The following is a 22287-nucleotide window of genomic DNA, read 5'->3' as shown; positions in this document are numbered from 1 at the left end:
CGGGGGAAAAGGTCAAAGGTCTTTGTTTTGATGGAGAGTTGACAGGGTAGCTCAGGTGGTGTAATAGTGATGGATCCAAAGCTCTAGGGATCCTCTCAAAACTCTGACCCTCGGAGAGACCGTCCCGACGGAGCCCATTTGAGCCCGTATAATCGACATGCCGTCGTGTAGTCGAATGGGGCGACAGGACGTCGCCCCAAGCCGAGGGGGCACAGGACGTGCCCTCCGAGGCGGTTCGTACGAAACAGGCAGGTCGAGTATACGATTGGGCGAAACAGGGCGTAGGCGGGACGGTCTCTCCGAGGGGACTCGAAGGTGAGTTTTTAGAGATGCCCTCCAGGGATATCACCTAGAGCAAGAAAGGTTTGAGATAATATGATGGTCGACGAATACAGAGGATGGCGGGCATCCTGGCCTATGGTCACGGCGACTTTGCTGTGGGCAGGGGCTTTTGTGGCGGGAAAGATGTCGGTAGGGGAGTTCCCTCCGGTGACTTTGACCTTTTTGAGGTTTCTGGCCGCCGGGGCGATTATGGTTCCTGTGGCCATACTCTCCAGGGCGGAGTGGCGTTTTCCTAAAAAGGACTGGCCAGCGGTGGTGTTTTTGGGCCTGACCGGAATGGTGGGGTATCATCTGTTTTTTTTCGAGGCACTGAGACACACTACCGCCGTAAATTCCTCTATGATAGCAGCCACAAGTCCTCTGGTGACCGCCTTTTTGGCGGCGGTTATAGGCTCGGAGCGACTGGGGGCTAAGCAGATCGGGGCGGTGGTACTGGCGGTTTTAGGTGTGGTGGTCATAGTCACCGACGGACAGGTCCATCACCTGGGATCGGTGTCCTTCAACCGGGGAGACGTTACTATGTTTGGGGCGGTGGTGTCCATGGCGGTCTATTCGGTGGTGAGCCGTCGGTCGGGGCTGTCCCGCTCCCCTGTAGGGCTGGTGACCTGGACCTTTTTGGTCTGTGCGGTGGTTACGGGGTTTTTGAGCCCTCTTGAGGGGTCGGTACTCGAGATAGGCAGGGCGGCCTCCGCCGACGCCTGGTGGTCGGTGGCCTATATGGCGGTTTTCGCCTCCTGTTTCGGCTATTTTCTGCAGATGTTCTCCATAAGGAGGATAGGAGCCGCCAGGACCATGGTTTTTATAAACCTGATCCCCGTGTTTTCCACGATCCTGGCGGTTATGATTTTAGGCGAGTCGGTGTCCGCCCCTAAGGTGGCGGGGCTGGTGGTGGTTATCTCCGCGGTGTGGCTGAACTCAAAGGCCAGCTAGGCCAGAGGGATCAGCACCGATCGGAGGAGCTCACCTTCGGCTATAGGTAAGGGGAACGACAGGTCGGTTTCCCTGGACGAACCGCTGGACAGGAGCTCCACTTTGGCGCCTAAGCTTATCAGTTTTTCCCCAGGGCCCTGGGGAGAGGGCTTCAGCAGCTCCTCTCCCAGGGTCCTGTTCTGTTCAAAGCCCTGGGAGAGCTCCAACAGGGAAGGGGCCAGCTTTTGCACCAGGTCGCTGCCCCTTATCCTTCCCCAGGTGACCATAGGCCCTATGGCCAGATAGTCCCCTTTTATGGAGATCCATTGGAGGCACCGAACGTCCTCAAGAGAGACGTCCTGAGGCAAACCGGCCCAGTCTCCTGCGAGAGTAAAAAGGTCCTCCAGAGACTGGGGGTTCAAAGCAGTGTCTCCCTGTCCTTCCTGACGATGCCGAGAAGCCTCTGCCCTCTCGGGGTGACCGCCTTTATCTCGTCCCATCTGGGCAGTCCGGTCCTCTGAAGAAGCAGTCCGTCGGAGTTCTCGAACCATCTAGGCAGAAAGCCCCCCAGTCGGAAGCCCTGGGCGAAGGCCTCCTCCACCGCTCGGTCGATCCCCTTCACCAGAGGAAGCTGAAGCATGGTGGCGGGGAAGGAGTCGTAAGGAGCCAGCTCTTTTTTGAGATCCGCCCCAAAGCCCTCTCCTAGGGACAGTGCCGCCCCGTAGGCGGTGCCAGCGACGGGGAAGGCTGAGACCTCGAAAGAGCTTTTTCCCTCAGGAGCACCGTCGTCCTCGACGAAGTCCCTGGAGAATCCCTCCGCCAGTTCCTTTAAGACCTCTGCGTATCTCGACGGAAGGTATACCGCCGAGGCGTCGTCCTCTTTTTCCGCAAATCCCATGACGCAGCTGACCCGACCGGAGGCTATGAAGATATCGTCGTGTCTGTAGGTCGAGGGAGGTAGGAGATTTAGAGCCAGTGCACAGTGACGATGGCCCATCTTAAGGTCCACCCTCTGGGATATGTCGTGAGCTGTGGTGCTCTCGGTGTAGCGAGCGACCCAGCCCAGTTCAGGCAACAGCTGAGACATAAGGTTGGACGCCAGCATTCCCCCTATCCCCAGTCCTCTGAACCTAGGCAACACCAGAAGCCCTGTTAGCTCGAAGAGCTTAGGGTTCCAGGGGGATCTGACCGCCGCAACCTGACCTACTATACGATCGTCCTTAAAGGCAAGTAGCGTGGCCTGACGGCCGTCCTCTTCCCTCTTCTCCAGCTCCACAGGATCGTACACCCAGGGAATCGGGAAATCCTCTCCGTATATGGATCGATACAGCTCGCATACCGCCGGTACGGTGGAGCTGTCCAGTCTCCTTATGGAAATGTCGCTCTTTACACTCATGTGAAATCCTCCTGTAACATAGATATTCCCCTCATAGCTCCCCGCCCCATCTCGTTCTGACTGTTCCGATTATACCGGAAAAGTTTTGTTCTGGGAAACTCCGTGTAGAATGGTGAAAGACGGTTCAAAAGAACCATTTTCCGTGGGCCCAAAACCCACGGAAGTTAAGGCCTTAACGAGGCAATATACAGCTTAATAGAAGTGTGCCAGAACATCTGAGGGAGGGATTTTTATGGACGCGGTTAAGAGGTTGGCCCTTGTGGCCCACGACAGCAGGAAGAACGATCTGATCCGGTGGGCGATAAGACACAAAGAGGCCCTGTCCAGACACGTGCTATGCTCCACCGGCACCACCGGAGCGTTGCTGGAGAAGATTTTGGGCCTGCCCGTGGAGAGGCTCAAGTCGGGGCCACTAGGAGGGGACCAGCAGTTGGGGTCCAGGATAGCCTGCGACAGGTTGGACGGCATCGTGTTTCTGTGGGACCCGCTTAACTCCCAGCCTCACGACTCGGACATAAAGGCCCTTTTACGAATAGCCACCCTCTACAACATTCCAATGGCCTGCAATATGTCGTCGGCGGACTTTCTGTTCTCCTCTCCCCTTATGGACCAGCCCTACGACAACGTCAGAAGGGATTTCGACTCATATCAGGAGAGGAGAAACAAAGAGGCTATAGAGAAGTACAGGGAACAGGAGGGCTAAAAAATGAACCAAGTATGGGCAAAGGGAGCGGCTTTAGGGGTTGTGGCGGGAGCGGCAGCTGCGGCAGGGTCGGCGATGGCAAACTGGTGGAGCGTTCCGGCGGCGGCCATAGCTACCGCGGCAACAGGGGCTTTTCTGCTCCAAGGGAAAAAAGATAAGGAGCCTGAGCTTAAGGCCCTTCCCACCGGGCCGAGCCTCAGGCCCCTGGCCCAGAAAGGACAGACCCTGGCGGAGGACCTGGAGGTGCTTGTATCCGACGGATCTCGCTCGATGAAGGGAATTGGAGGCCACGCCGACGGTATGGCCCGTTCTCTGGCGGAGCTGGACCGGATTCTCGGCAACCTCAGCGACGAGGTTGGAGAGATAGGGAAGCTTCACCGACAGTCCACCGACCTCTTGAAGGAAATAGCCCAGGGTGGCTCATCTGTGAGGGATAAAGCGGAGGTCAACAGGGAGCTGGCCCAGAGGACCGAGACCGCCAACGACCAAGTCGTCCAGACTGCGGCGGCTTTAGGGGAATCCATAAAGAAGATGGTGTCGGTGAGCGGCGATATAAGCCGGTTCGTGGGGGTCATATCTGGAGTAGCGGACCAGACCAACCTGCTGGCCCTTAACGCCGCGATAGAGGCAGCCAGGGCAGGAGAGCACGGCAGGGGCTTCGCAGTGGTGGCCGAGGAGGTAAGGAAGCTAGCGGAGGAATCGTCTCAGGCGGCCAGAGAGATAGGCCAGCTTGCCCAGTCCATAGGGGCTTTGGCTAAAAACGGCCAGGAGAGGATATCCGACGCCGATCGTTCGGTGACCACCGCCATGGAGCAAGCGAAGGAGAGCAGGAATAACCTCGAGGCCATGGTGGAGGGTTTGTCAGGGGTCCAGGAAAGGCTGGAGAGGGCCACCAAGGCGGTGGAAAGCCAGTCCGACGGAATGGAGGGCTTCGTGGCTTCCCTCCAGCAGACCTCGACGGTCATATCCCAGGAGACCACAAGGCTGGACTCTCTGGCGGCGGCAATTGGGGAACAGGGCCTGGTCATGGATTGTCTGGAGCGAAGATCATCGGTGCTCGGCCCAGTGGCACTGGGACTGGAAAAGGGAGCTATCTCCGGCGAGGAGGGAGATCCGTCGGTTGAGTCCATAGTCCAGGAGGGAGCCTTAAAGGTGGCCATGCTGGACTCGGACTACGGTCTTTTCCATTTCGACCTTCACGGCGACCCCAAGGGCTTTGAGGTGGACCTCTCCAAGGCTATCGCAAAGGATATAGGGGTTCCCCTTAAGATAGTTCCCGTGCCAGGAGGTAGCGATGAGCCTGGAACTCGGTCGGGGATTCTAAACAAAGGCCTGTGGGGCGAGGGTATTCACATGATGGCCTCGGCGGTGACAAAGACCGCAGAGAGAAGCGAGGTAGTGCTGTTCTCCCCTGTGTCCTTCGCCAGCGGCCAGTGTGCCGTAGCCCTATCGGGCAAAGGATACCGCCATCTTAGGGATATGAAGGGCAGGTCCATAGGGGTCTACGGCGGTCTGACAGGGGAGACCCTGGCCAGGAAGGCATTCCCAGGAAGTTCTATAGCCCTCTTCGACGGCTGGGAGGATATTTTTCAGGCGGTGGAGTCGGGCAGGGTGAATGGAGCGGTGGTCGAGACACCGGTATACCTCCAGAGGCGGGCTAAAAACCCCGATCTGGTGATGGTGGGGGCCCAGATGGACAGAGAGAACTACGGCGTGGCGATGCCTATAGACTGCTCCCCCGACCTCTACCAGCTGGTGGCCAAGGTTGTGGAGAGGGAGAGATTGTCCCTCGAAAGAGTGTGGTTTTCCGGGGGCTTGAAAAAAAGTTAGGTTGATCGTATAATTCGACCTGAAAATCGCTCTCAATAACAGGAGGTTAAAATGAAAAAGATAGCTTTATTGACCTTGTTTGCGCTGATCCTGACCACCTCCGCCTTTGCGGAGACCAAAGTGGCGGTCAGCGTCGTTCCTCAGAGATATTTTGTGGAGAAGATCGCAGGAGATGCCGTAAGCGTCGTCACCGTGGTTCCCGAGGGGGCCAGCCCGGCGACCTACGAGCCTAAGCCCTCCCAGATGGGGGAGCTTGCCAGTTGCTCTTTGTGGTTCACCATAGGGGTTCCCTTCGAGAGGGCACAGAAGGACAGGATGTTGTCCGCCCTTCCCAACCTGAAGGAGATCCCGACCCACGATAACGTCAAGCTCAGGCCCATAAAGGGCCACGACCACGACGGACAGGGGCATCAACACGATCAAGGTTACGATCCCCACGTGTGGCTTTCTCCGTCGGCGGTGATGATCCAGGCCAGGACCATAGCCACCGGCCTATCGGAGCTGGACCCGAAAAATCGTGCGGTCTACATGGAGAACTACGCCGCCTTCGTGGCGGAGCTGGGGTCTCTGGATTCGGAGCTGGCGGAGCTACTTTCAGGCTCCAGGGGCAAGGCCTTTATGGTGTTCCATCCCTCCTGGGGATATTTCGCCCACGATTACGGTCTGGAGCAGATAGCCGTGGAGGTTGAGGGTAAGGAGCCTAAGCCTGCGGAGCTGGCCAAGTTGGTGGAAAGGGCCAAGGTCCTAGGCATAAAGACGGTTTTCGTCCAGCCCCAGTTCTCCACCGCCGCCGCAGAGGCCATAGCCAAGTCAATAGAGGGCCAGGTGGTCCCTCTGAACCCTTTGGCGGAGGACTGGCGGGACAACCTGATAAAGGCGGCGGAGGCTTTGGGGGCGTCCTTTTGAGCGCCCTGGAGTTTAACCAGGTCTCCTTCGGATACGACAGAGGCTCGATCTTCGATCGAGCCTCCTTTTCCGTTCCTAAAGGGGAGTTCCTGGTGATCATAGGGCCAAACGGCGGCGGCAAGTCCACCCTTCTGAAGCTGTCTCTGGGGCTATTGTCCCCCTCTCAAGGGGATATAAAGGTCCTGGGAGAGGCCCCAGGCAAGTCGAGGTCCATAGGCTACGTGCCCCAGGACGTCGGCCAGGGCCTCGCCATGCCCGTTACGGTGGAGCGAGTGGTGTCCATGGGGACCATGGGCAACCCTAAGGCCAACGGAAAATCGGTGGACCGGGCCATAGAGGCCATGGACTTAGCTAGCATAAGGAAAAATCCCATGAGGGATCTGTCCCAGGGCCAGAGACAGAGGGCCCTAATAGCCAGGGCCCTGGCGGGAGATCCCGACCTTCTGCTTCTGGACGAGCCCTTCGCCAGCGTGGATCCCGAGTCGAGACAGTCGGTTTTTCGGTGTCTCAAGGAGGCGGCGGCCAGCAAGACGGTGGTGGTGGTAAGCCACGACTATTCCATAATACCCGCCTGCGCCACGGCGGTGGCCTGTGTGGACAGGGGTATCTATTACCACAATAAGGGGGAGCTGACCGAGGAGCTTTTCCGAAGGGCGAGCTGCTCCTGTCCAGTGGAGGTAATAGGCCACGGACTGCCTCACAGGGTATTGGGGGATCACTCATGATAGAGCTTTTACAGTATGATTTTATGCGGAGGGCCCTGGTGGCGGCGCTCCTGGTGAGCGTTATCTGCGGCGTACTGGGGCCTATATCGGTCATAAAGAGATCGGTGATGACCACCGGGGGGATAGCCCACGGGGCCTACGGTGGGCTGGGCCTGGCCTGGTTTATGGGCTGGCCTCCCAGGGCGGGGGTCTACGGTGCGGCGGTGCTTTTGGCGGCCATGGCGACCTGGATGGAGAGGAAGGCCCCTAACAGGTCCGACACGGTCATGGGCATGATCTGGGCGGTTGGGATGGCGACGGGGGTCATCTTTACCGACCTGACTCCGGGATACGGGACGGAGCTCACCAGCTACCTTTTCGGCAGCATTTTAACGGTGTCCTCCGGGGATATCGCCATAATGGCGGCGTTGGCTCTGGGCTCTTTAGGCCTTGTGACTTTGGGCTTCCGCCCGGTTGAGGCCTTTTTGTTCGACCGCACCTTCGCCAGGACCAAGGGGGTTCCGGTTGGTTTTATAGATCTGACTATATCCCTCCTCACGTCACTGGCGGTGGTGGCGGTTATAAGGGTCGTTGGGCTGATTATGGTCATAGCCCTTTTCACCATGCCGTCGGCGCTGGTGGAGAAAAGCTGTCGCTCCTTGGCCTCGATGATGGCTCTGTCGGTGTTGGCGTCGCTGTTTTTCTGCCTTTCCGGCCTATGGATCTCCGTAGCCTTCGACCTGACCGCAGGAGCGGCGATAGTGGCAGTAGGCGGCCTTATAACCGTGGCTAAGAGGCTGATTTCCTAGAGGAAATGCTCGGCCCTTTGTAAAGGTAGGTTGTCGTGGTATGATTGGTATTACCAAGAATACGAAGAGAGGGGGAGTCAAAATGAAAACCGTGCTCACCGTAAAACTCGATGAAGACCTAAACCGTGTTCTTTCCGAGCGGGCGATCCGTGAAGGCAGGAGCAAAAGTTTTTATGTCCGTGAGGGACTGATCCAGTATCTTGAGGACCTCGAAGACCTTGAGGTCGCCGATGCAGCGTACAAAGATTGGGCGGCCGATGACTTTAAGACCCATAAGTGGGAGGACGTGAGGCTTCGTCTTGGCTTGGACGATTGAACTATCGTCAAAGGCGGAAAAGGAGCTTCTAGCCCTGTCCACCGAGGATCGCAAACGTGTGGGCCGCTATCTGGACGATCTTCTGACGCTGGAGACCCCCCGTGACCGAGGCCGAGCCTTGACGGGACAGTTCCGAGGATATTGGCGGTACCGCATAGGCGATGTTCGTGTGATCTGCGACGTCGAAGATAGGCGTCTTGTGATAGTGGCACTACGGATCGGCCGTCGAAATCAGGTGTACGATAGCCCTCTACCTCGAAGGGTCAGAGGGCGACCTGAGCGGTAGGTCTCAAAAGTGGCATCTCTGAAAACTCACGTTTCATTCCCCTCGGAGAGATCGTTCCGCTGGCGCCCTTTCTCAGGCGTAGGCGGAACGGTCTCCCAGAGGCCCAGCGTTTTTAGAGCCTCTTCAGTCCTTTCTGCCTACCTGTTCCTGTGCTCCATCCCCATGGCGGTCAGGATCTTTTTTGGTATGTCGGTGTTGTCGTAGGATCCGGAGAACAGGTCCTGGCCCTCTCCCTCTGCGGTTACGGGAACCGGTTGGCCGGTGTGGCCGAAGGTGGTCCAGGAGATTCCCCCTCTGGCCCCTATTATACCGGTCAGGGAGACCGAGAGGGGGTCGTGCCAGCCGTAGAGCCGGGAGAAATCCTTTCCCTTGGTCCTGTCCTTCGGCTCTTTCATCGATTCCACAAAGGCCTTTTTGATGGACTCCTTCTCCACCGTCGATAGTTCCTGCCAGGATATGCCGAAGGCCTTTTCTATCCGAGGGAGGAGCTTTTCCAGAGAGCCTTTTCCGGCGGTAGATCGCCGGTAGGAGAGGGTTATCTCGTCGAAGGCCTCGTAGGAGATCCTCTGCCTATCTATTACACTGACAAACCTCTCTCGGTCCTTTTTCGCCAGCTCTAAGGACATACCTCCGGTCTCGTGGTCTCCTGTCACAACCACCAGGGTATCGGGCCTGGTCCTCTGAAACTCCAGGGCAACCTGGACCGCCTGGTCGAAGGCCAGGGTGTCAAAGACGGCGGTGGCTCCGTCGTTGGCGTGACAGGCCCAGTCGATCTTTCCTCCCTCGACCATCAGGAAGAATCCCTCCGGGCCGTCGAGGAGCTCTATTCCCTTGGCGGTGAGTTCCGCAAGGGAGGGGCCTCCCTCTCGTCGGTCTATGTCGAAGGCCATTGAGGCACCGCCGGTCAGGATCGGGGTTACCGCCACCAGAGGCAGGTCGTCTTTGGAGAGAGCCCTAAAACCCTCCAGAGACCGGACGTAACGATACCCCCCTCGCTCTATGATCCCGACGACGTCGGGCCTGACGCCTTTTAATCCTCTGGGCCTGACGAAACCCCCTCCGGCAAAGTAGTGAAAGCCGCTTTTAGGTATCTGGACCGCTATATCGTAGTAGTCCTTTCTGTTCTTTTGGTGGGCGTAGAAGCAGGCGGGAGTGGCGCTGTCTAAGGAAATGGACGAGACTATCCCTACCTTCATGCCTTTTTTAGAGGCTTTCTCTGCTATTGTCTCGTAGGGCTTTGTCCCCGACGGGTCCATGGAGACGACCTTGGAGTTGGTCTTTCGCCCGGTGGCCAGCGCCGTTCCCGCCGCCGCCGAGTCGGTTATGGACGAGTCCAGGCAGTGGGTCGTGGCGGTTCCTCTCACCGCCATAGAGTCCATTGCGGTGGGACTCCCCAGGTAGAGGGAGGCGGCCTCCCTCTGGGCGGTGGACATTCCGTCGCCTATCATGAAAAAGACGTATTTCGCCTCCCCCCAGGAGAGGGAGGGCAGGGTTAGAAGGGCTAGTAAAGCCACAGAGATGGCTAGAAATCTTTTCCCGATCATCAAAAAACCCGCTTTCTGTGGTAGTCGCCACAGAGGGATCGACAGCCTGTCCTGACGGACGGGCTGTCGATCCCTCTTAATGAAACATCTAAAAACGCTGATCCTCGGAGAGACCGTTCCGACGGGTTTTGGTCAATCGACGAGAAAGTCCAGGTTTTCCCTGGTCCTGAGGAGGCCCATACAGGCGTCCACCGCGGCGGGGTCGTAGAGGGAGCCCTTTCCTCTGGCTATTTCCTCTAGAGCCGCCACCAGGCCCAGGCCCGGTCTGTAGGGCCTGTGGGAGGTCATGGCCTCCACCACGTCGGCCACAGCAAGGACCTTAGCCTGAGGGAGGATGTCCTTTCCCGATATTCTTCCCGGGTAGCCCGATCCGTCGATCCTCTCGTGGTGCTGGGCGACTATGGTGGCCACCGGCCATGGAAACCGGATGTTGGACAGTATTTCCTCCCCTATCTGGGGATGCTCTTTTATCATGTCGAACTCCAGAGACGACAGGAGGCCCGGCTTGTTCAATATCTCCGTGGGGACCCTTATCTTGCCTATGTCGTGGACCAGGGCGGATATCTTGAGTCCCTTTCGGAAATCGTCGTCCATCCCTAGCCTTGCGGCTATCAGGTTCGCCAGCCTGGAGACGTTTTTCTGATGTCTGGCGGTGTAGGGGTCTCTGGCGGCCAGCATCTCCCCCATGGTCTTTATGCTGCTTTCAAAGGTGTCCTGGATCGTGAGGTAGTTAGCCTTTAAGTTTTTTTCCCCTTCCTGTCTCTCAAGGGCAGCGGATATTATGCTGGAGAACACGTAAAAGTCGGACATCCCCTCCGACCTGTCTCCAAGCCTCGACGATCTGCCGAGACCGATAAGGCCAGACAGCTCCCCTCGGAGTATGAGGGGATAGAACAGGAAGTTATCCGCACCGGAAGCTTCCATTATCTGTTTTTCCAGTATGGCCTGCTGAGGTAGGGCGTCGGAGACGTTTACGACCACTACGTCGTCCTCTTTCAGCCTGCTCCACAGCCAGGGGATGTCTTTCGGCGAGATCCCCCGGGCGAGCCTCTCGAACTCCAGTGACCCTTCTGAAGGGTCGCCGTCGTGCCAGCCCAGGGAACGAATCACCTTGCCCGTTCCATCAAACTGGATAAGCCTGCACAGGTCCGCCTGGAAGAACCGTCCGAAGTCCTCAAGGGAACGGGTTATGAGGGAGTCTATCTCCTCCGAGGGCACCACGAATCGATAGGATACCCGGGCCAGGAGGTTCTGAAGGCTCGAGTGGTACCTAAGCCTTTCCTCGGTCTTTTTTCTGTCCGATATGTCCCTATATCCGCAGTAGGCGAAGGTCTCACCGCCAAAACGGAATGGGGAGGCGTGGATGGAGACGGGGATAAGGGAGCCGTCCTGCTTGGTCCTGTACGTATCGTAGACGAAGGATTCGCCGCTGAAGAGCTTTTTGGTCATTCTCTCTGCGTCCATCTGCACACCAGGGGAGTTTCCCACCAAGGTATTTATAAATGCCCCTTTTACATCCTGGCAGTCGCAGCCGAACATTTTGCAGAAGGATTTGTTGACCTGGATGATCCTGTCCTCTCCGTCCAGAAAGGCTATGCCCTCCGGGGACTGCTGAAAAAGCTGCTCCCAGAACCGTTTGCTCATGTCCAGCTCTTCGGTTCTGGAGCGGACCTCTCTCTCCAGTTTTTCCTCCCACTCTATCCTTTCCGCCAGCTCCTGTTGAAGGGCGGCGTAGGCCTGCTCCAGGGCCTCGGTCCTGGCTGCAAGGGGATCCTCCTCTTCCCTTTCGCTCCAACGATCCCCTATGTCCACCATGGAGATTAGATAGGAAACTATCTCTCCATCCCTCCTGATAGGGGATACGGTGAGCTCCACCCAAAAGGGGTCTCTACCTTTGGTCCTGTATCGCCGCTCCAGCCGTTTTATACCTAGTCTGTAAAGTCCCTTTATCTCCTCAACGGTAGGTGCAACGGCTTCGTCCTCCCACCATGGAAAAGGGGGCCTCGCTCCTAGGAGATCGGATTCGGCAAAGCCGGACATGCGGAGGAAGGCCTCGTTGACCAGCTCTATCTCCAGAGATCCCTTTAGGACCACTATAGGAACGGGCGACTGGAACAGTAGATCGGAATGAACGTTCTGTGACAAAGTACTCCCCCCTCGATACTCTATATGCCTCTTTGAGTATAGAGCCAAAGGGAACAGCGGGAAAGGGCCAATATGCCCAAGACGGGACACGAGATGTTACGTTGTCGTTACCTTAGCTACACAACTCCGTTACCTAGACGGTCTATACTTTCCCTGTAACGAGGGACGACCTATCTTTAGACCTAACAGGAGGATTAAGAATGAGAAAATCAGCTATTGCTATGGCGATCGCGGCTACTTTGTCACTGACAGGTTCGGCTTTTGCGAACAACCTGGTGCTTAACGGTTCCACAACGGTGCTTCCTATAGCCCAGTCGGCGGCGGAGAAGTTTATGGAGGCAAATCCCGATGTATCGGTGACGGTGTCCGGCGGAGGAAGCGGCAACGGCATAAAGGCCATTATCGACGGAACCACCGACGTGGCCAACGCCTCTAGGTTCATAAAAAACAGCGAGGTCAAGGCGGCTGTTGAAAATGGAGCTTATCCCGTTCCTTTCGCCGTGGCTATGGACGCCCTTCTCCCGGTAGTCCATCCCTCTAACCCCGTTAAGGATATCTCTATCGACCAGCTTTGCAAGATCTACAAAGGTGAGATCACCAACTGGAAAGAGGTCGGAGGCGAGAACGCCAGAATCGCCGTCGTAGGCAGGGACACCAGTTCGGGCACCTACGAGGTTTGGGACGAGAAGGTCATGCACAAAGAGAGGGTGACCCCAAGGGCTCTGGTCGTGGCCTCCAACGGAGCTATGGTCCAGACTGTAGCTAAAAACAAGCTGGCACTGGGTTATATCGGGGTAGGCTACGTCGACGATTCGGTCAAGACCCTGTCCGTCGAGGGCATTGAGGGCAATATGAAGACCGTTTTAGACGGCCAGTTCCCCGTCTCCCGGTATCTCTACATGTTCACCAGAGGCTGGCCTGAAGGCAACGCCCTTAAGTTCATAAACTTCGTCCTCAGCGACGCCGGTCAGGAGATCGTCGGCAAAACCGGATACATCCCCCTGAGATAGGATAGGTTCCCCCCCGGGCCTGTCGCCTTCGGTGACAGGCCTTATTCTATATCGAAAGAGAGGCCTAGAGATGAACGAGAAGACCCCAGGAGCGGTCATAACGGCCATCGCCAGTATGAGCCTGGTTATAATGATATTCCTCCTTTACTTTCTGCTCCAGGAAGGGATTCCCGCACTTCGGGAGATATCCCTGAGGGAGTTGGTTCTGGGGTTCGACTGGTACCCTACCGAGGAACCGCCAGCTCTTGGAATGGCTCCTCTGATAGTGGGATCCCTTTCAGTAACCGTTCTGTCCGCCTTTATAGCGATACCGGTGAGCATCGCAATAGCGGTGTTTCTGTCCGAGGTGGCCCCCGCCAGGGTTCAGGAGATACTTAAGCCCGCCTTAGAGCTTTTAGGTTTTCTTCCTTCCATAGTGCTGGGGTTTCTGGGCATGGTGGTTCTGGCCCCCTGGCTTCAGGAGAGGTTCGACCTCCTGTCGGGGCTGAACCTTCTTAACGCCTCGGTGCTAATGGGAGCGATGATAGTCCCTATAGTGGCATCCCTGGCGGAGGAGAGCTTTCAGGCTGTCCCCAGGGAGATGAGGGACGCGTCCTTCGCCTTAGGGGCGACCAGGTGGGAGACCATAAGGAAGGTGGTCTTTCCCGCCGCCCTGCCCGGCCTTCTGAGCGCATCTCTGCTTGGGATAATGAGAGCCCTTGGGGAGACTATGGTCGTCCTGATGGCGGCGGGAGGGGCGGCGCTGGTGCCCCTGTCTATCTTCGACCCTGTCAGGCCTCTGACATCGGCCATAGCGGCGGAGATGGGGGAGACCCCTGTGGGATCCACCCACTACCACGCTTTGTTCTTCGCCGGGCTGATCCTTCTGCTGATGACTTTAGGGATAAACCTCCTGTCCATGTGGATAGAGAAGAAGGGGAAAGAGAGGTGGATGGCTTGAGCCGGAAGAACGTCGATCTGATAGCCTCGGCGGTCCTGTGGATCGCGGCGACAGGGCTGGTGGTGGTGCTGATGTCGGTGCTGGCCTACGTCGTCGCCCACGGTTGGGAGGCCATAAGCTGGGAGTTTTTGACCCAGCCCCCTAGGGACAGCATGACAAAAGGAGGGATCAGCACCCCGATCATAGGGACCTTTCAGCTCGTCCTGGTGTCCATGGCCTTCGCCCTTCCTGTGGGCATAGCCACAGGGATATACTTCGCCGAGTACGCTTCTCCTGGGATCTTCACCACCTTGCTCAGGCTGTGTGTCCGGTGCTTAGCGGGGGTTCCGTCGGTGGTCTACGGCCTTTTTGGCCTGTCTCTGTTCGTCATATTCCTCCAGTTCGGCTCCTGTCTCCTGTCGGCGGGGCTGACTCTAGGATGTCTGTCCCTGCCTCTTATAATAACCGCGTCGGAGACCGCCCTTTTGGCGGTTCCCCAGGATTTCAGGCTGGCCTCCTACGCCCTGGGAGCGGGCAAGTGGCAGACGGTGAGAAAGGTCGTCCTCCCCGCCGCACTGCCTACCATTCTCACCGGGGCGATCCTGAGCGTCGGACGGGTAGCAGGGGAGACCGCCCCTATAATATTCACCGGTGCGGCCTTTTTCGCCCCTAACGTGGCTAATAGCCTGTTTCAAGAGGTCATGGCCCTGCCCTATCACATAATGGTACTGGCTACCGCAGGAACCCATATAGAGCAGACCAGGCCCATCCAGTACGGCACTGTGCTGGTCCTTCTGGCGGTGGTAATGGGGGTCAGCTCCGTAGGCATAGTGACAAGAGCCCGGCTACGCCGGAAGAGAACGTGATTGGGAGGTTTTGAGGTATGGCAAAGGACAAAACAGCCATAAAGGTGACAGGACTTAACCTGAACTACGGCACGGCCCACACCTTGAAGGATGTGTCTATGGACATAAAATCCCACTCGGTAACCGCCTTTATAGGTCCCTCCGGCTGTGGCAAGAGCACTTTTTTACGGTGTCTTAACCGGATGAACGACTTTATCCCCTCGGCGTCTATATCCGGTTCGGTGGAGATAGACGGAAAGGATATATACTCTTCCGGCACCGACGTGATAGAGTTGAGGAAGAAAGTGGGGATGGTCTTTCAAAAGCCCAACCCCTTTCCTATGTCCATCTACGATAACGTGGCCTTCGGACCGAGGATACACGGTATAAAGGACAGAAACAGGCTGGACGGAGTGGTAGAATCCAGTCTCAGAGGGGCTGCCCTTTGGGACGAGGTAAAAGAGAAGCTTCACTCTCCCGCCAGCGGCCTGTCCGGTGGGCAGCAGCAGAGGCTGTGTATCGCCAGGACTATAGCCACCGAGCCGGAGGTGGTCCTCATGGACGAGCCGACCTCGGCGCTGGACCCTATGGCCACCGCCAAGATAGAGGAGCTTTGCCGCCAGCTGAGGGAGAGGTACACGGTGGTCATAGTCACCCACAATATGCAGCAGGCCGCCAGGATCTCCGACCATACGGCGTTTTTCCTCATGGGAGATCTTATCGAGTTCGGCCCTACGGACGTGATTTTCACCTCGCCGGAGAACAAAAAGACCGGCGATTACATTACAGGGCGGTTCGGCTAGCCCTTAGGGGAGGCTCTTTGCGATGATGATGACCATAGATTCCAGAAGCCACATAGAGGAGGAGCTCGGGGCTCTCAAGAGGGAGACCCTTTATCTGGCGGCCCTGGCGAGAGAGTCCATAAACCGGTCGGTGTGGGCCCTCAAGGAGAGAGATGTAGAGGCGGCTAGGGAGGTCATACAGAAAGACGACGAGATGGACGATCTAGCGGGAGCCATAGACCAGAGGTGTCTCCAGTTTCTCGCCCGGTTCCAGCCTATGGGGGAGGACCTCAGGACGGTGCTGTCCATCATGCATATGGCGGTGGATATGGAGAGGATAGGGGACTACGGCGACAATATCGCCAAGGTGGCCCTGGAGCTATCGGACCAGCTGCCTATAAAGCCTCTGGTGGATATCCCCAGAATGGCCCAGGCTTTCTGCCAGATGCTGGACCGGTGCATGGAGGCATTCGATAGCTGCAACTCCGAGACAGCCATGGCGGTTTTTCCCATGGACGACGAAATGGACGATATGGAGACCCAGATACTCCGGGAGCTTCTTTTCCTCATGATGGCCAAGCCCGAAAGGATAGAGCAGGCGACAAAGCTTCTGACCGTCGCCAGGACGCTGGAACGCTCAGGAGACAGGGTTACCAACATGGCCGAGCGGGTGGTCTATATCTGCACCGGCGAGACCGTCAGGGCCAGTAAATACAGGAGACCTAAACAGGAGGGATCCCTTTGACCATGCAGGGCAAGAGGATCCTTATTGTAGAGGACGAGAGTTCAATAGTTAACGTGGTTTCCCAGGCGCTGAGACGGCACGGTTTTGAGGTGTCCACGGTGGACAACGGCGACGACGCCCTGGATATGCTCTACCCAGTCCTGCCGGACCTGGTCCTGCTGGACCTTATGTTGCCCGGCATGGACGGCTGGGAGGTGTGCCGAAGGATCCGATCGGCACCGGAGAGCAAAGGCCTTCCCATAATCATGATGACCGCCAGGAGGGACGAGAGAGATCTGGTCCAGGGCCTGGGCCTCGGGGCGGACGATTATATAAAGAAGCCCTTTTCCCTGGTGGAGCTGGTTGCCCGGGTCAAGTCGCTCATCCGGCGGACCCAGATGGTCCAGACCGAGCCGACTCTGTCGGTAGGGGAGCTGGAGATAGACCTGGAGGGACAGATGGCCCGACTTGCCGGAGAGGAACTGAGCCTTAGCTTGACGGAGTACAAGCTTCTTAGGATTCTGGCGGAGAGGCCAGGACAGGTGGTCCCCAGGGAGAGGCTGCTTTCGCTGATCTGGGGGGTCTACGGCGGCGATACCAGGACCGTGGACGTCCATATATCCAGGCTGAGGAAGAAGCTGACCCAGGCGGCAGACGACAGGGCTCCCGCTATAACCGCCCTAAGGGGCCGAGGATACAGACTGACAGTGGAGGAGCACCATGAAAACCCTTAAGGGCAAGATCCTCCTGGCGGTGACCACGGTTGTGGTACTCGCCTTTGTAGGTTGCTGGTTTCCCATAAGCACTATGATGAGAGAGCACATAACCGCCGAGGCGGAGAAGGAGACTATTCGACAGGCGTCGCTGGTGGTGAGGATATTGAGCAAGGAGATGAGATCCAAGGCGGTGACCGACGAGCTCCTCTCCGATCTGGCGAAGGATTTAGAGTGTCGCATAACATTGATATCCCCGTCAGGATCGGTTCTGGCGGACACCGAGAGAGCTCCTCAGGCCATGGACAACCACAGAGACAGGCCGGAGATAGCGGCGGCGTTGTCCTCTGGGAGGGGCTCGGAGATACGGTACAGCCGAAGCCTGGAGACGACTATGGTCTACGCCGCTCAGACCCTGTCCGTAGGGGACGATCCGATGGTCGTTCGGCTGTCGTACAGGCTTTCCGCCCTTGATCAGGCCATAAAGGAGGCCCTCATGGGGCTTATGGCCCTCCTGGTTATAACCGCCCTGGTGGCCCTGTCTTTGACCCATGTACTGATACGAAGGTTGCTTAGACCTCTTGACCGAATCGTCTCCGTCGCAGGAAAGATAGCCTCGGGGCAGGACGTCCCTTTCCCCATAATGAAGGACCAGGAGCTTCAGAGGCTCTCGGGAGCCTTGGACGATATGTCCAGACGGATACACCGGTCCATAGACGAGCTCCGGCAGGAGAGGGGAGACCTGGAGACCATCATTTCCTCCATGCCTGTAGGGCTGATCCTCCTGGACGGCAAGAGGTCGGTCAGGATAGCGAACGACTACGCCAGAGACCTATTAGGGCTCCACTCAGGGGTGCTTCTGCCCGGCAGACTCCATCCCCTCATAGAGGAGGCCGCCCAGGGAGGCTGTCGTTCCCTGTCTATGGATATACCGGAGAGGTCTATATTCATAGGGGCCACAGCAAAGCCTATAGAGTCGGGGATTCTGCTGGTCCTTCAGGACCTCACCGAGGAGCATAGCCTGGATATGGCCAGGAGAAACTTTATAGCCGATGCTAGCCACGAGTTCCAGACCCCTCTGACCTCCATAGGGGTGACCGCCGAGTTCCTCCTGGAGGAGGAGGACAAGGAGTCGAGGGAAGGCTACCTTAGATCAATTCTAGAGCAGCAAAGAAGGCTGACCGAGCTGGTGGACGACATGCTCCTTCTGTCTCGGCTGGAGTCCAGGCCGCCTCAGGAGGAGATGGAGGACCTCGACTTGGTCGAGCTGGTCGAGCTGGTGACGTTGGAGCACCGAGAGCACCCTTTGGCGTCTGAAGTGACCTTCTCCACCTCGCTGCCAGAGGACGCCCTCTGTAAGGGCAGGAGGGACGATCTGATAAGGGCCATCGGAAACGTAGTGGGCAACGGAGTGAAGTACGTCAGGAAGAGGTTCGACGACCGGCCCGGCGGAGCTATATCTATTTCACTGGAGGATAGGGATTCCCTCTGGGTTCTGACCGTTGATGATAACGGAGTGGGAATCAGCGAGACTCTGGGGGCATCGATTTTCGAGAGGTTCAACAGGGGGGACAGCTCTCGGACTAGACAGGGCTGGGGCCAGGGCGGCTACGGTCTGGGGCTCGCCATAGCGAAGAGGATAGTGGACTCTCACGGAGGGACGATCGAGCTGATCCGCTCCCAGGGAGGAGCGACTTTCGAGATCTCCCTGCCACAGTCCAAACGACCTTAGGGTATCTCTAAAAACTCTCTTCAGAGTCCCCCTCGGAGAGGTGGTCCCGCCTACGCCCTGGCCCAATCGTATACTCGACCTGCCTGTTCCGTACGAACCGCCTCGGAGGGTCAGCGTCTTAGATGTTCCTGTAAAATAGCTCGGGCCGATCCTATGATCGGCCCGAGCTATTTTTAGCAAAGCCTTACCCTTTTATAGGTATTATCCCTTTTCAAATGGCTTGTTATAAAATAACGTTAGGTCTATATTCAGGGCGCTGATTTCTGGTACTATATGACTATATATATATTAGGGGGGTTGTCCCATGAGCACTTTCAATACGTCCGTACTTTTCGAGGAAGGTAACCATAGGTTTATACATCTGGGCTGGGAGGAAAAAGAGGAAAAGAGCATCGTCCAGACCAACCAGTACATGATATCCCACGGTAACGAGGTGGTCCTTCTCGATCCAGGCGGAGCCCACGTTTTTCCAAGGGTCCTTGCCAACGTGGCGGAGATAGTGGACATTCAGTCCATCAGCCATATCTTCTACTCCCATCAGGACCCCGACGTATCGTCGGGCATAACCCTGTGGCTGTCCATAGCGGAGAGGACCATAGCCCACATATCGGAGCTTTGGACCAGGTTTTTGCCCCATTTTGGCATATACGACTCTAAGAGGATAACCGCCATTCCCGACAAGGGAGGCGATATAACCCTTAAAGACGGCCTGAGGCTGAAGTGCGTCCCGGCCCACTTTCTCCACTCCACAGGCCAGTTTTCCCTATACGACCCGGTGTCTCGGATAATATTCACCGGGGATATAGGGGCGGCGGTGTTCCCCGAGGGCAAGCGTTATCCCTCGGTGGAGAACTTCGACGATCACGTGAGGTATATGGAGGTATTCCACAAAAGGTATATGGCCTCCAATTCGGCGTGCCGTAAGTGGGTGGACCAGGTGTCAAAGCTGAAGGTGGACGCCATAGCCCCTCAGCACGGCGCTGTCATGAAAGGCGAAAACGTCGGCAGATTCCTCGACTGGTTCGGCAACCTCCGCTGCGGCGTGGACATAATGGACCAGCTTTTTTAGTCAGGAGGGTTTTTTTTGGACAACAGAGAGAGGGAACTGATAAGCCGGCTTTCGTCGGCCTATTTCGGCAGCGTCCTCATGAACTCCTTTATGGACCAGCTCGACGAGGCATTAGTCCGTCGTGTCACGTCGGTCCAGGAGGAGCTTTCTGAGATATCATGTGATTTTCAGGAGCTGGACTCTATGCTCTCCGGCACGGTCAAGGAGTTCCAGGTTAGCAGCGACCACGCCAGGGAGAACGTTCAGGCCATAGGCAGGATGAACCAGGAACTGGAGGAGGAGCTACAGAGGTCGGGCACCGACATAGAGAACATGAGCTCCGACGTTGAGAAGACCGTGGATACCACCTACGAGACTCTAAACGGATTTTTAGAGGTGGAGAAGATCTCCGCCGAGATAACCAGAATAGCCAAACAGACCAACCTCCTGGCCCTCAACGCCTCCATAGAGGCCGCAAGGGCGGGGGAGCACGGCAGAGGGTTCAGCGTGGTCGCCTCGGAGGTCCAGAAGCTGTCGGTCCAGAGCAAAGACGCATCGGACAAGATAACCGCCAGGGTGTCGGAGATCTCCCTGTCGGTAAAGGAGGCTATGGACAACGTGAAGAGGGTCAGCGATATGTTCGGGGTGGTGAGGAACTCTCTTTCCAGTTTTATGGCCTTTTTGGAGGAAAACCGTGCCTTCATGGACGACATGACCAAGCTCCTGGACGAGTCGGGAGGCAAGATGGACGAGGGCTCCAAGGGCATAGCCCACTCGGTAGGGGTCATGAAGGAGGCCATAGACCGTTTTGAGGCCATGGCATCCATAATCTCGTCTATAGTGAGGGCACAGAAAAACCTTCAGGACATAAGGTTATAATTAATCAACCCAAGGGCTCCCCTGGAGCGTAGTCACCTCCACCGGATCTCTGTCCATCTCTGTTTAACCGCTCCATTATGAGGGCCCAGTATATTCGGCTCATCTCCCGAAAGTCCCTCATGTCGACCCTTAAAAGGGAGGAGAGCTTTTCCAGTCGATAGTTTACCGTGGTGCGATGAACGTGGAGGAGCTCACCGGTTTTGGTGACGTTGAAGCCGCTCTCGCACCACGCCACAAGAGTATGACACAGGTCTTCCCTGTCCCCTCTATCCTCCAGAGGGGACAGTTCTCTTTTGGACATCTGGTCCATAACGACCCTGGGAGATGAAAACAGGACCTCCTCGACCCTATATTTCCAGATAGGATGGAGGGAGCTTGAGGCGGAGGTCCTTCTGCCTATCCGAAGGGCAAGCCTGGCCTCTTTGCAGGACCTGGCTAGACCGTCGATACCTCGGCCTAAGGTGCCTATGCCCACCGTTCCCGCCATTCCCATAGAGGCAAACTGTTCGTCCAGCCAGAGGCATTTTTGCTCCAGAGAAAGGTAAAAATCCCTTTCCATAGACTCTCGGCCCGACATAGGGACGAAGGCGACGTAGAGATCGAGCTTCATGGCTCCTACGATGGATCTGGCACCTCCAAAGGCCTCTTTCAGCCTGAGGAGAAGTCGATCTCTACCGACGGTGTCCCTGTATCCCGGAACTCGCCTTATCTCGAAGGCCAAGGCGGAGTAGGACATGCCGGGGTCGTAGCCGAACTGCTCCGCCCTGTTGGAGACCAGATCGGGGTCGTTGATCCTGGGCTTGAAGAGGTATATGTCGGAGATGAGGGTCTGAAGGTTTCTCTCCCTTTCCATAACCTCCCTCATAACCGTCCTCTCCCGGATATAGAGCTCCGCCTGTCTTTTTACGACCAGGGCGAAAGGCTTTACCTTCTCAGGATCTCCGGTTATGGCTACTGTGCCTATGACCCGATTTTCCAGGTCCACCACAGGGTAGGTTACCCCTGGCCTGGTCCCTTTGAGTACCTTGACGGTCTCCTCGGTGTCCACGCTTCCTCTGCCGGTTCTGGCGGCTATCCGAGACGATTCGTTGAGGGTGCCAAGCCCTCTATCGGGATCGCTACACCCTATTATGATTCCGTCGACGTCGGTTATCAGCACGTCGTATCCTATGACCTCCGCTATGGATAGAGCCAGTTCCTGTGCTATAGGCTCGAGCACGTACCCACCTTCTTTCGTCTTTCTATAGCAACTTTCAGGCATAAAGACCGGTTACTTCATTCACGACGATGGAGACTCTCGAGAGGGTGTTGTCGTAGAATAGGGCTAAGGTAAAGACAACTTAAGTTCCTAAGGAGGAACGAGTCGTGAGAAACGGTGTGATAATTTCCGTGTTAGCCGGCGCTCTGTGCCCTGCTCTTATGCTCATGGGGCCGATGAACGCCCTCTTTGGAGCGACCCTGTTCGGTATGGTGGTCGCGGTAGGAAGCAGGAGGCTGGAGTGTGCCCTTGCGGGAAACGTAGTTCTTTCCCTGGCAGGGCTTCTCGTGTTATACAGCCCCGTGTTCGTGGAAGGCCTGTCCCATCAGGCGTATTCCCTGTTTTTAGGCGGTCTGGCCCTGTGTGCTACCGGAGCTTTCGGTGCCATGAGGGACTTCGCCGCTATCAGGGAGAACGACCTTAACAGCCCTGTCCACGTTGCGTCACTAGGAGGCCTTAACCGGGCCGCCTAGGTATATGGCACCCC

23 protein-coding genes are annotated in these 22287 nt (G+C 56.9%); 18 read left to right on the top strand and 5 right to left on the bottom strand.

Annotation, left to right across the window (positions count from 1 at the left end):
- The first annotated feature begins 375 nt into the window (after positions 1-375).
- Positions 376-1272, top strand: coding sequence for a DMT family transporter (locus tag B9Y55_RS07820; protein ID WP_085544806.1), 897 nt, complete (start codon positions 376-378; stop codon positions 1270-1272).
- Here the strand turns inward: B9Y55_RS07820 and B9Y55_RS07815 are convergent.
- A complete protein-coding gene (locus tag B9Y55_RS07815; protein ID WP_085544805.1) occupies positions 1269-1673 on the bottom strand; it encodes an FAD binding domain-containing protein in 405 nt (134 codons plus the stop codon). The genes B9Y55_RS07820 and B9Y55_RS07815 overlap by 4 nt on opposite strands.
- A complete protein-coding gene (locus B9Y55_RS07810; RefSeq protein WP_085544804.1) occupies positions 1670-2647 on the bottom strand; it encodes a GNAT family N-acetyltransferase in 978 nt (325 codons plus the stop codon). The genes B9Y55_RS07815 and B9Y55_RS07810 overlap by 4 nt, the downstream gene beginning before the upstream one ends.
- A gap of 232 nt (positions 2648-2879) precedes the next feature.
- On the opposite strand from B9Y55_RS07810, the gene B9Y55_RS07805 reads away from it, so the two are divergent.
- From B9Y55_RS07805 to B9Y55_RS07775, 7 genes are all read left to right on the top strand, one after another.
- Entirely contained in the window at positions 2880-3350 is a 471-nt protein-coding gene (locus B9Y55_RS07805) for a methylglyoxal synthase (RefSeq protein ID WP_085544803.1), read from the top strand.
- Between the two features lie 3 nt (positions 3351-3353).
- A complete protein-coding gene (locus tag B9Y55_RS07800; protein WP_085544802.1) occupies positions 3354-5180 on the top strand; it encodes a methyl-accepting chemotaxis protein in 1827 nt (608 codons plus the stop codon).
- Positions 5181-5231: 51 nt separating this feature from the next.
- The gene (locus B9Y55_RS07795; protein ID WP_085544801.1) at positions 5232-6086 is read left to right on the top strand and encodes a metal ABC transporter solute-binding protein, Zn/Mn family; all 855 of its coding nucleotides are present in this window, start codon (positions 5232-5234) and stop codon (positions 6084-6086) included.
- Positions 6083-6811 (top strand): metal ABC transporter ATP-binding protein, encoded by a 729-nt coding sequence (locus B9Y55_RS07790; protein ID WP_085544800.1) that lies wholly within the window; start codon positions 6083-6085, stop codon positions 6809-6811. The genes B9Y55_RS07795 and B9Y55_RS07790 overlap by 4 nt, the downstream gene beginning before the upstream one ends.
- On the top strand, positions 6808-7599 hold the full coding sequence (locus tag B9Y55_RS07785; protein ID WP_085544799.1) for a metal ABC transporter permease: 792 nt from the start codon (positions 6808-6810) through the stop codon (positions 7597-7599). Before B9Y55_RS07790 ends, B9Y55_RS07785 begins: the two co-directional genes overlap by 4 nt.
- Positions 7600-7681: 82 nt before the next feature.
- A complete protein-coding gene (gene relB / locus B9Y55_RS07780; protein ID WP_159448284.1) occupies positions 7682-7915 on the top strand; it encodes a type II toxin-antitoxin system RelB family antitoxin in 234 nt (77 codons plus the stop codon).
- Positions 7899-8201 carry a type II toxin-antitoxin system RelE family toxin gene (locus tag B9Y55_RS07775; protein ID WP_085544797.1) on the top strand — a complete coding sequence of 101 codons (303 nt, stop codon included), beginning with the start codon at positions 7899-7901 and terminating at the stop codon, positions 8199-8201. The genes relB and B9Y55_RS07775 overlap by 17 nt, the downstream gene beginning before the upstream one ends.
- Positions 8202-8338: 137 nt before the next feature.
- On the opposite strand, the gene B9Y55_RS07770 is transcribed toward B9Y55_RS07775, so the two are convergent.
- Together B9Y55_RS07770 and B9Y55_RS07765 are read right to left on the bottom strand one after the other, a co-directional pair.
- On the bottom strand, positions 8339-9745 hold the full coding sequence (locus tag B9Y55_RS07770) for an alkaline phosphatase (protein ID WP_085544796.1): 1407 nt from the start codon (positions 9743-9745) through the stop codon (positions 8339-8341).
- Positions 9746-9877: 132 nt separating this feature from the next.
- On the bottom strand, positions 9878-11890 hold the full coding sequence (locus B9Y55_RS07765; RefSeq protein ID WP_159448283.1) for a PAS domain S-box protein: 2013 nt from the start codon (positions 11888-11890) through the stop codon (positions 9878-9880).
- Between the two features lie 200 nt (positions 11891-12090).
- On the opposite strand from B9Y55_RS07765, the gene B9Y55_RS07760 reads away from it, so the two are divergent.
- The 9 genes from B9Y55_RS07760 (at position 12091) to B9Y55_RS07720 (ending at position 20542) form a co-directional block, all read left to right on the top strand.
- Complete coding sequence (locus tag B9Y55_RS07760; protein ID WP_085544794.1) at positions 12091-12900, top strand: phosphate ABC transporter substrate-binding protein; 810 nt, start codon at positions 12091-12093, stop codon at positions 12898-12900.
- Positions 12901-12970: 70 nt separating this feature from the next.
- On the top strand, positions 12971-13840 hold the full coding sequence (pstC, locus tag B9Y55_RS07755) for a phosphate ABC transporter permease subunit PstC (protein ID WP_085544793.1): 870 nt from the start codon (positions 12971-12973) through the stop codon (positions 13838-13840).
- On the top strand, positions 13837-14685 hold the full coding sequence (gene pstA, locus B9Y55_RS07750) for a phosphate ABC transporter permease PstA (protein WP_085544792.1): 849 nt from the start codon (positions 13837-13839) through the stop codon (positions 14683-14685). The genes pstC and pstA overlap by 4 nt, the downstream gene beginning before the upstream one ends.
- Positions 14686-14702: 17 nt before the next feature.
- Positions 14703-15467, top strand: a complete 765-nt coding sequence (pstB, locus tag B9Y55_RS07745; RefSeq protein WP_085544791.1) for a phosphate ABC transporter ATP-binding protein PstB — start codon at positions 14703-14705, stop codon at positions 15465-15467.
- 22 nt (positions 15468-15489) lie between these two features.
- Entirely contained in the window at positions 15490-16191 is a 702-nt protein-coding gene (phoU, locus tag B9Y55_RS07740) for a phosphate signaling complex protein PhoU (RefSeq protein ID WP_234986177.1), read from the top strand.
- A gap of 2 nt (positions 16192-16193) precedes the next feature.
- The gene (locus tag B9Y55_RS07735) at positions 16194-16904 is read left to right on the top strand and encodes a response regulator transcription factor (RefSeq protein ID WP_085544816.1); all 711 of its coding nucleotides are present in this window, start codon (positions 16194-16196) and stop codon (positions 16902-16904) included.
- Positions 16891-18615 (top strand): sensor histidine kinase, encoded by a 1725-nt coding sequence (locus tag B9Y55_RS07730; RefSeq protein ID WP_085544790.1) that lies wholly within the window; start codon positions 16891-16893, stop codon positions 18613-18615. Before B9Y55_RS07735 ends, B9Y55_RS07730 begins: the two co-directional genes overlap by 14 nt.
- A 304-nt stretch (positions 18616-18919) precedes the next feature.
- On the top strand, positions 18920-19684 hold the full coding sequence (locus B9Y55_RS07725) for an oxygen-binding di-iron domain-containing protein (RefSeq protein ID WP_085544789.1): 765 nt from the start codon (positions 18920-18922) through the stop codon (positions 19682-19684).
- A gap of 15 nt (positions 19685-19699) precedes the next feature.
- On the top strand, positions 19700-20542 hold the full coding sequence (locus B9Y55_RS07720) for a methyl-accepting chemotaxis protein (protein ID WP_085544788.1): 843 nt from the start codon (positions 19700-19702) through the stop codon (positions 20540-20542).
- Positions 20543-20546: 4 nt separating this feature from the next.
- Here the strand turns inward: B9Y55_RS07720 and B9Y55_RS07715 are convergent, their stop codons facing one another.
- The gene (locus tag B9Y55_RS07715; protein ID WP_085544787.1) at positions 20547-21761 is read right to left on the bottom strand and encodes a CdaR family transcriptional regulator; all 1215 of its coding nucleotides are present in this window, start codon (positions 21759-21761) and stop codon (positions 20547-20549) included.
- Between the two features lie 146 nt (positions 21762-21907).
- On the opposite strand from B9Y55_RS07715, the gene B9Y55_RS07710 reads away from it, so the two are divergent.
- Positions 21908-22273 carry a hypothetical protein gene (locus B9Y55_RS07710; RefSeq protein ID WP_085544786.1) on the top strand — a complete coding sequence of 122 codons (366 nt, stop codon included), beginning with the start codon at positions 21908-21910 and terminating at the stop codon, positions 22271-22273.
- Positions 22274-22287 lie beyond the last annotated feature (14 nt).

It is taken from the genome of Dethiosulfovibrio salsuginis, assembly GCF_900177735.1.
Taxonomy (GTDB): Bacteria; Synergistota; Synergistia; order Synergistales; family Dethiosulfovibrionaceae; genus Dethiosulfovibrio; species Dethiosulfovibrio salsuginis.
This window is presented reverse-complemented; position numbering and strand designations above follow the sequence as displayed.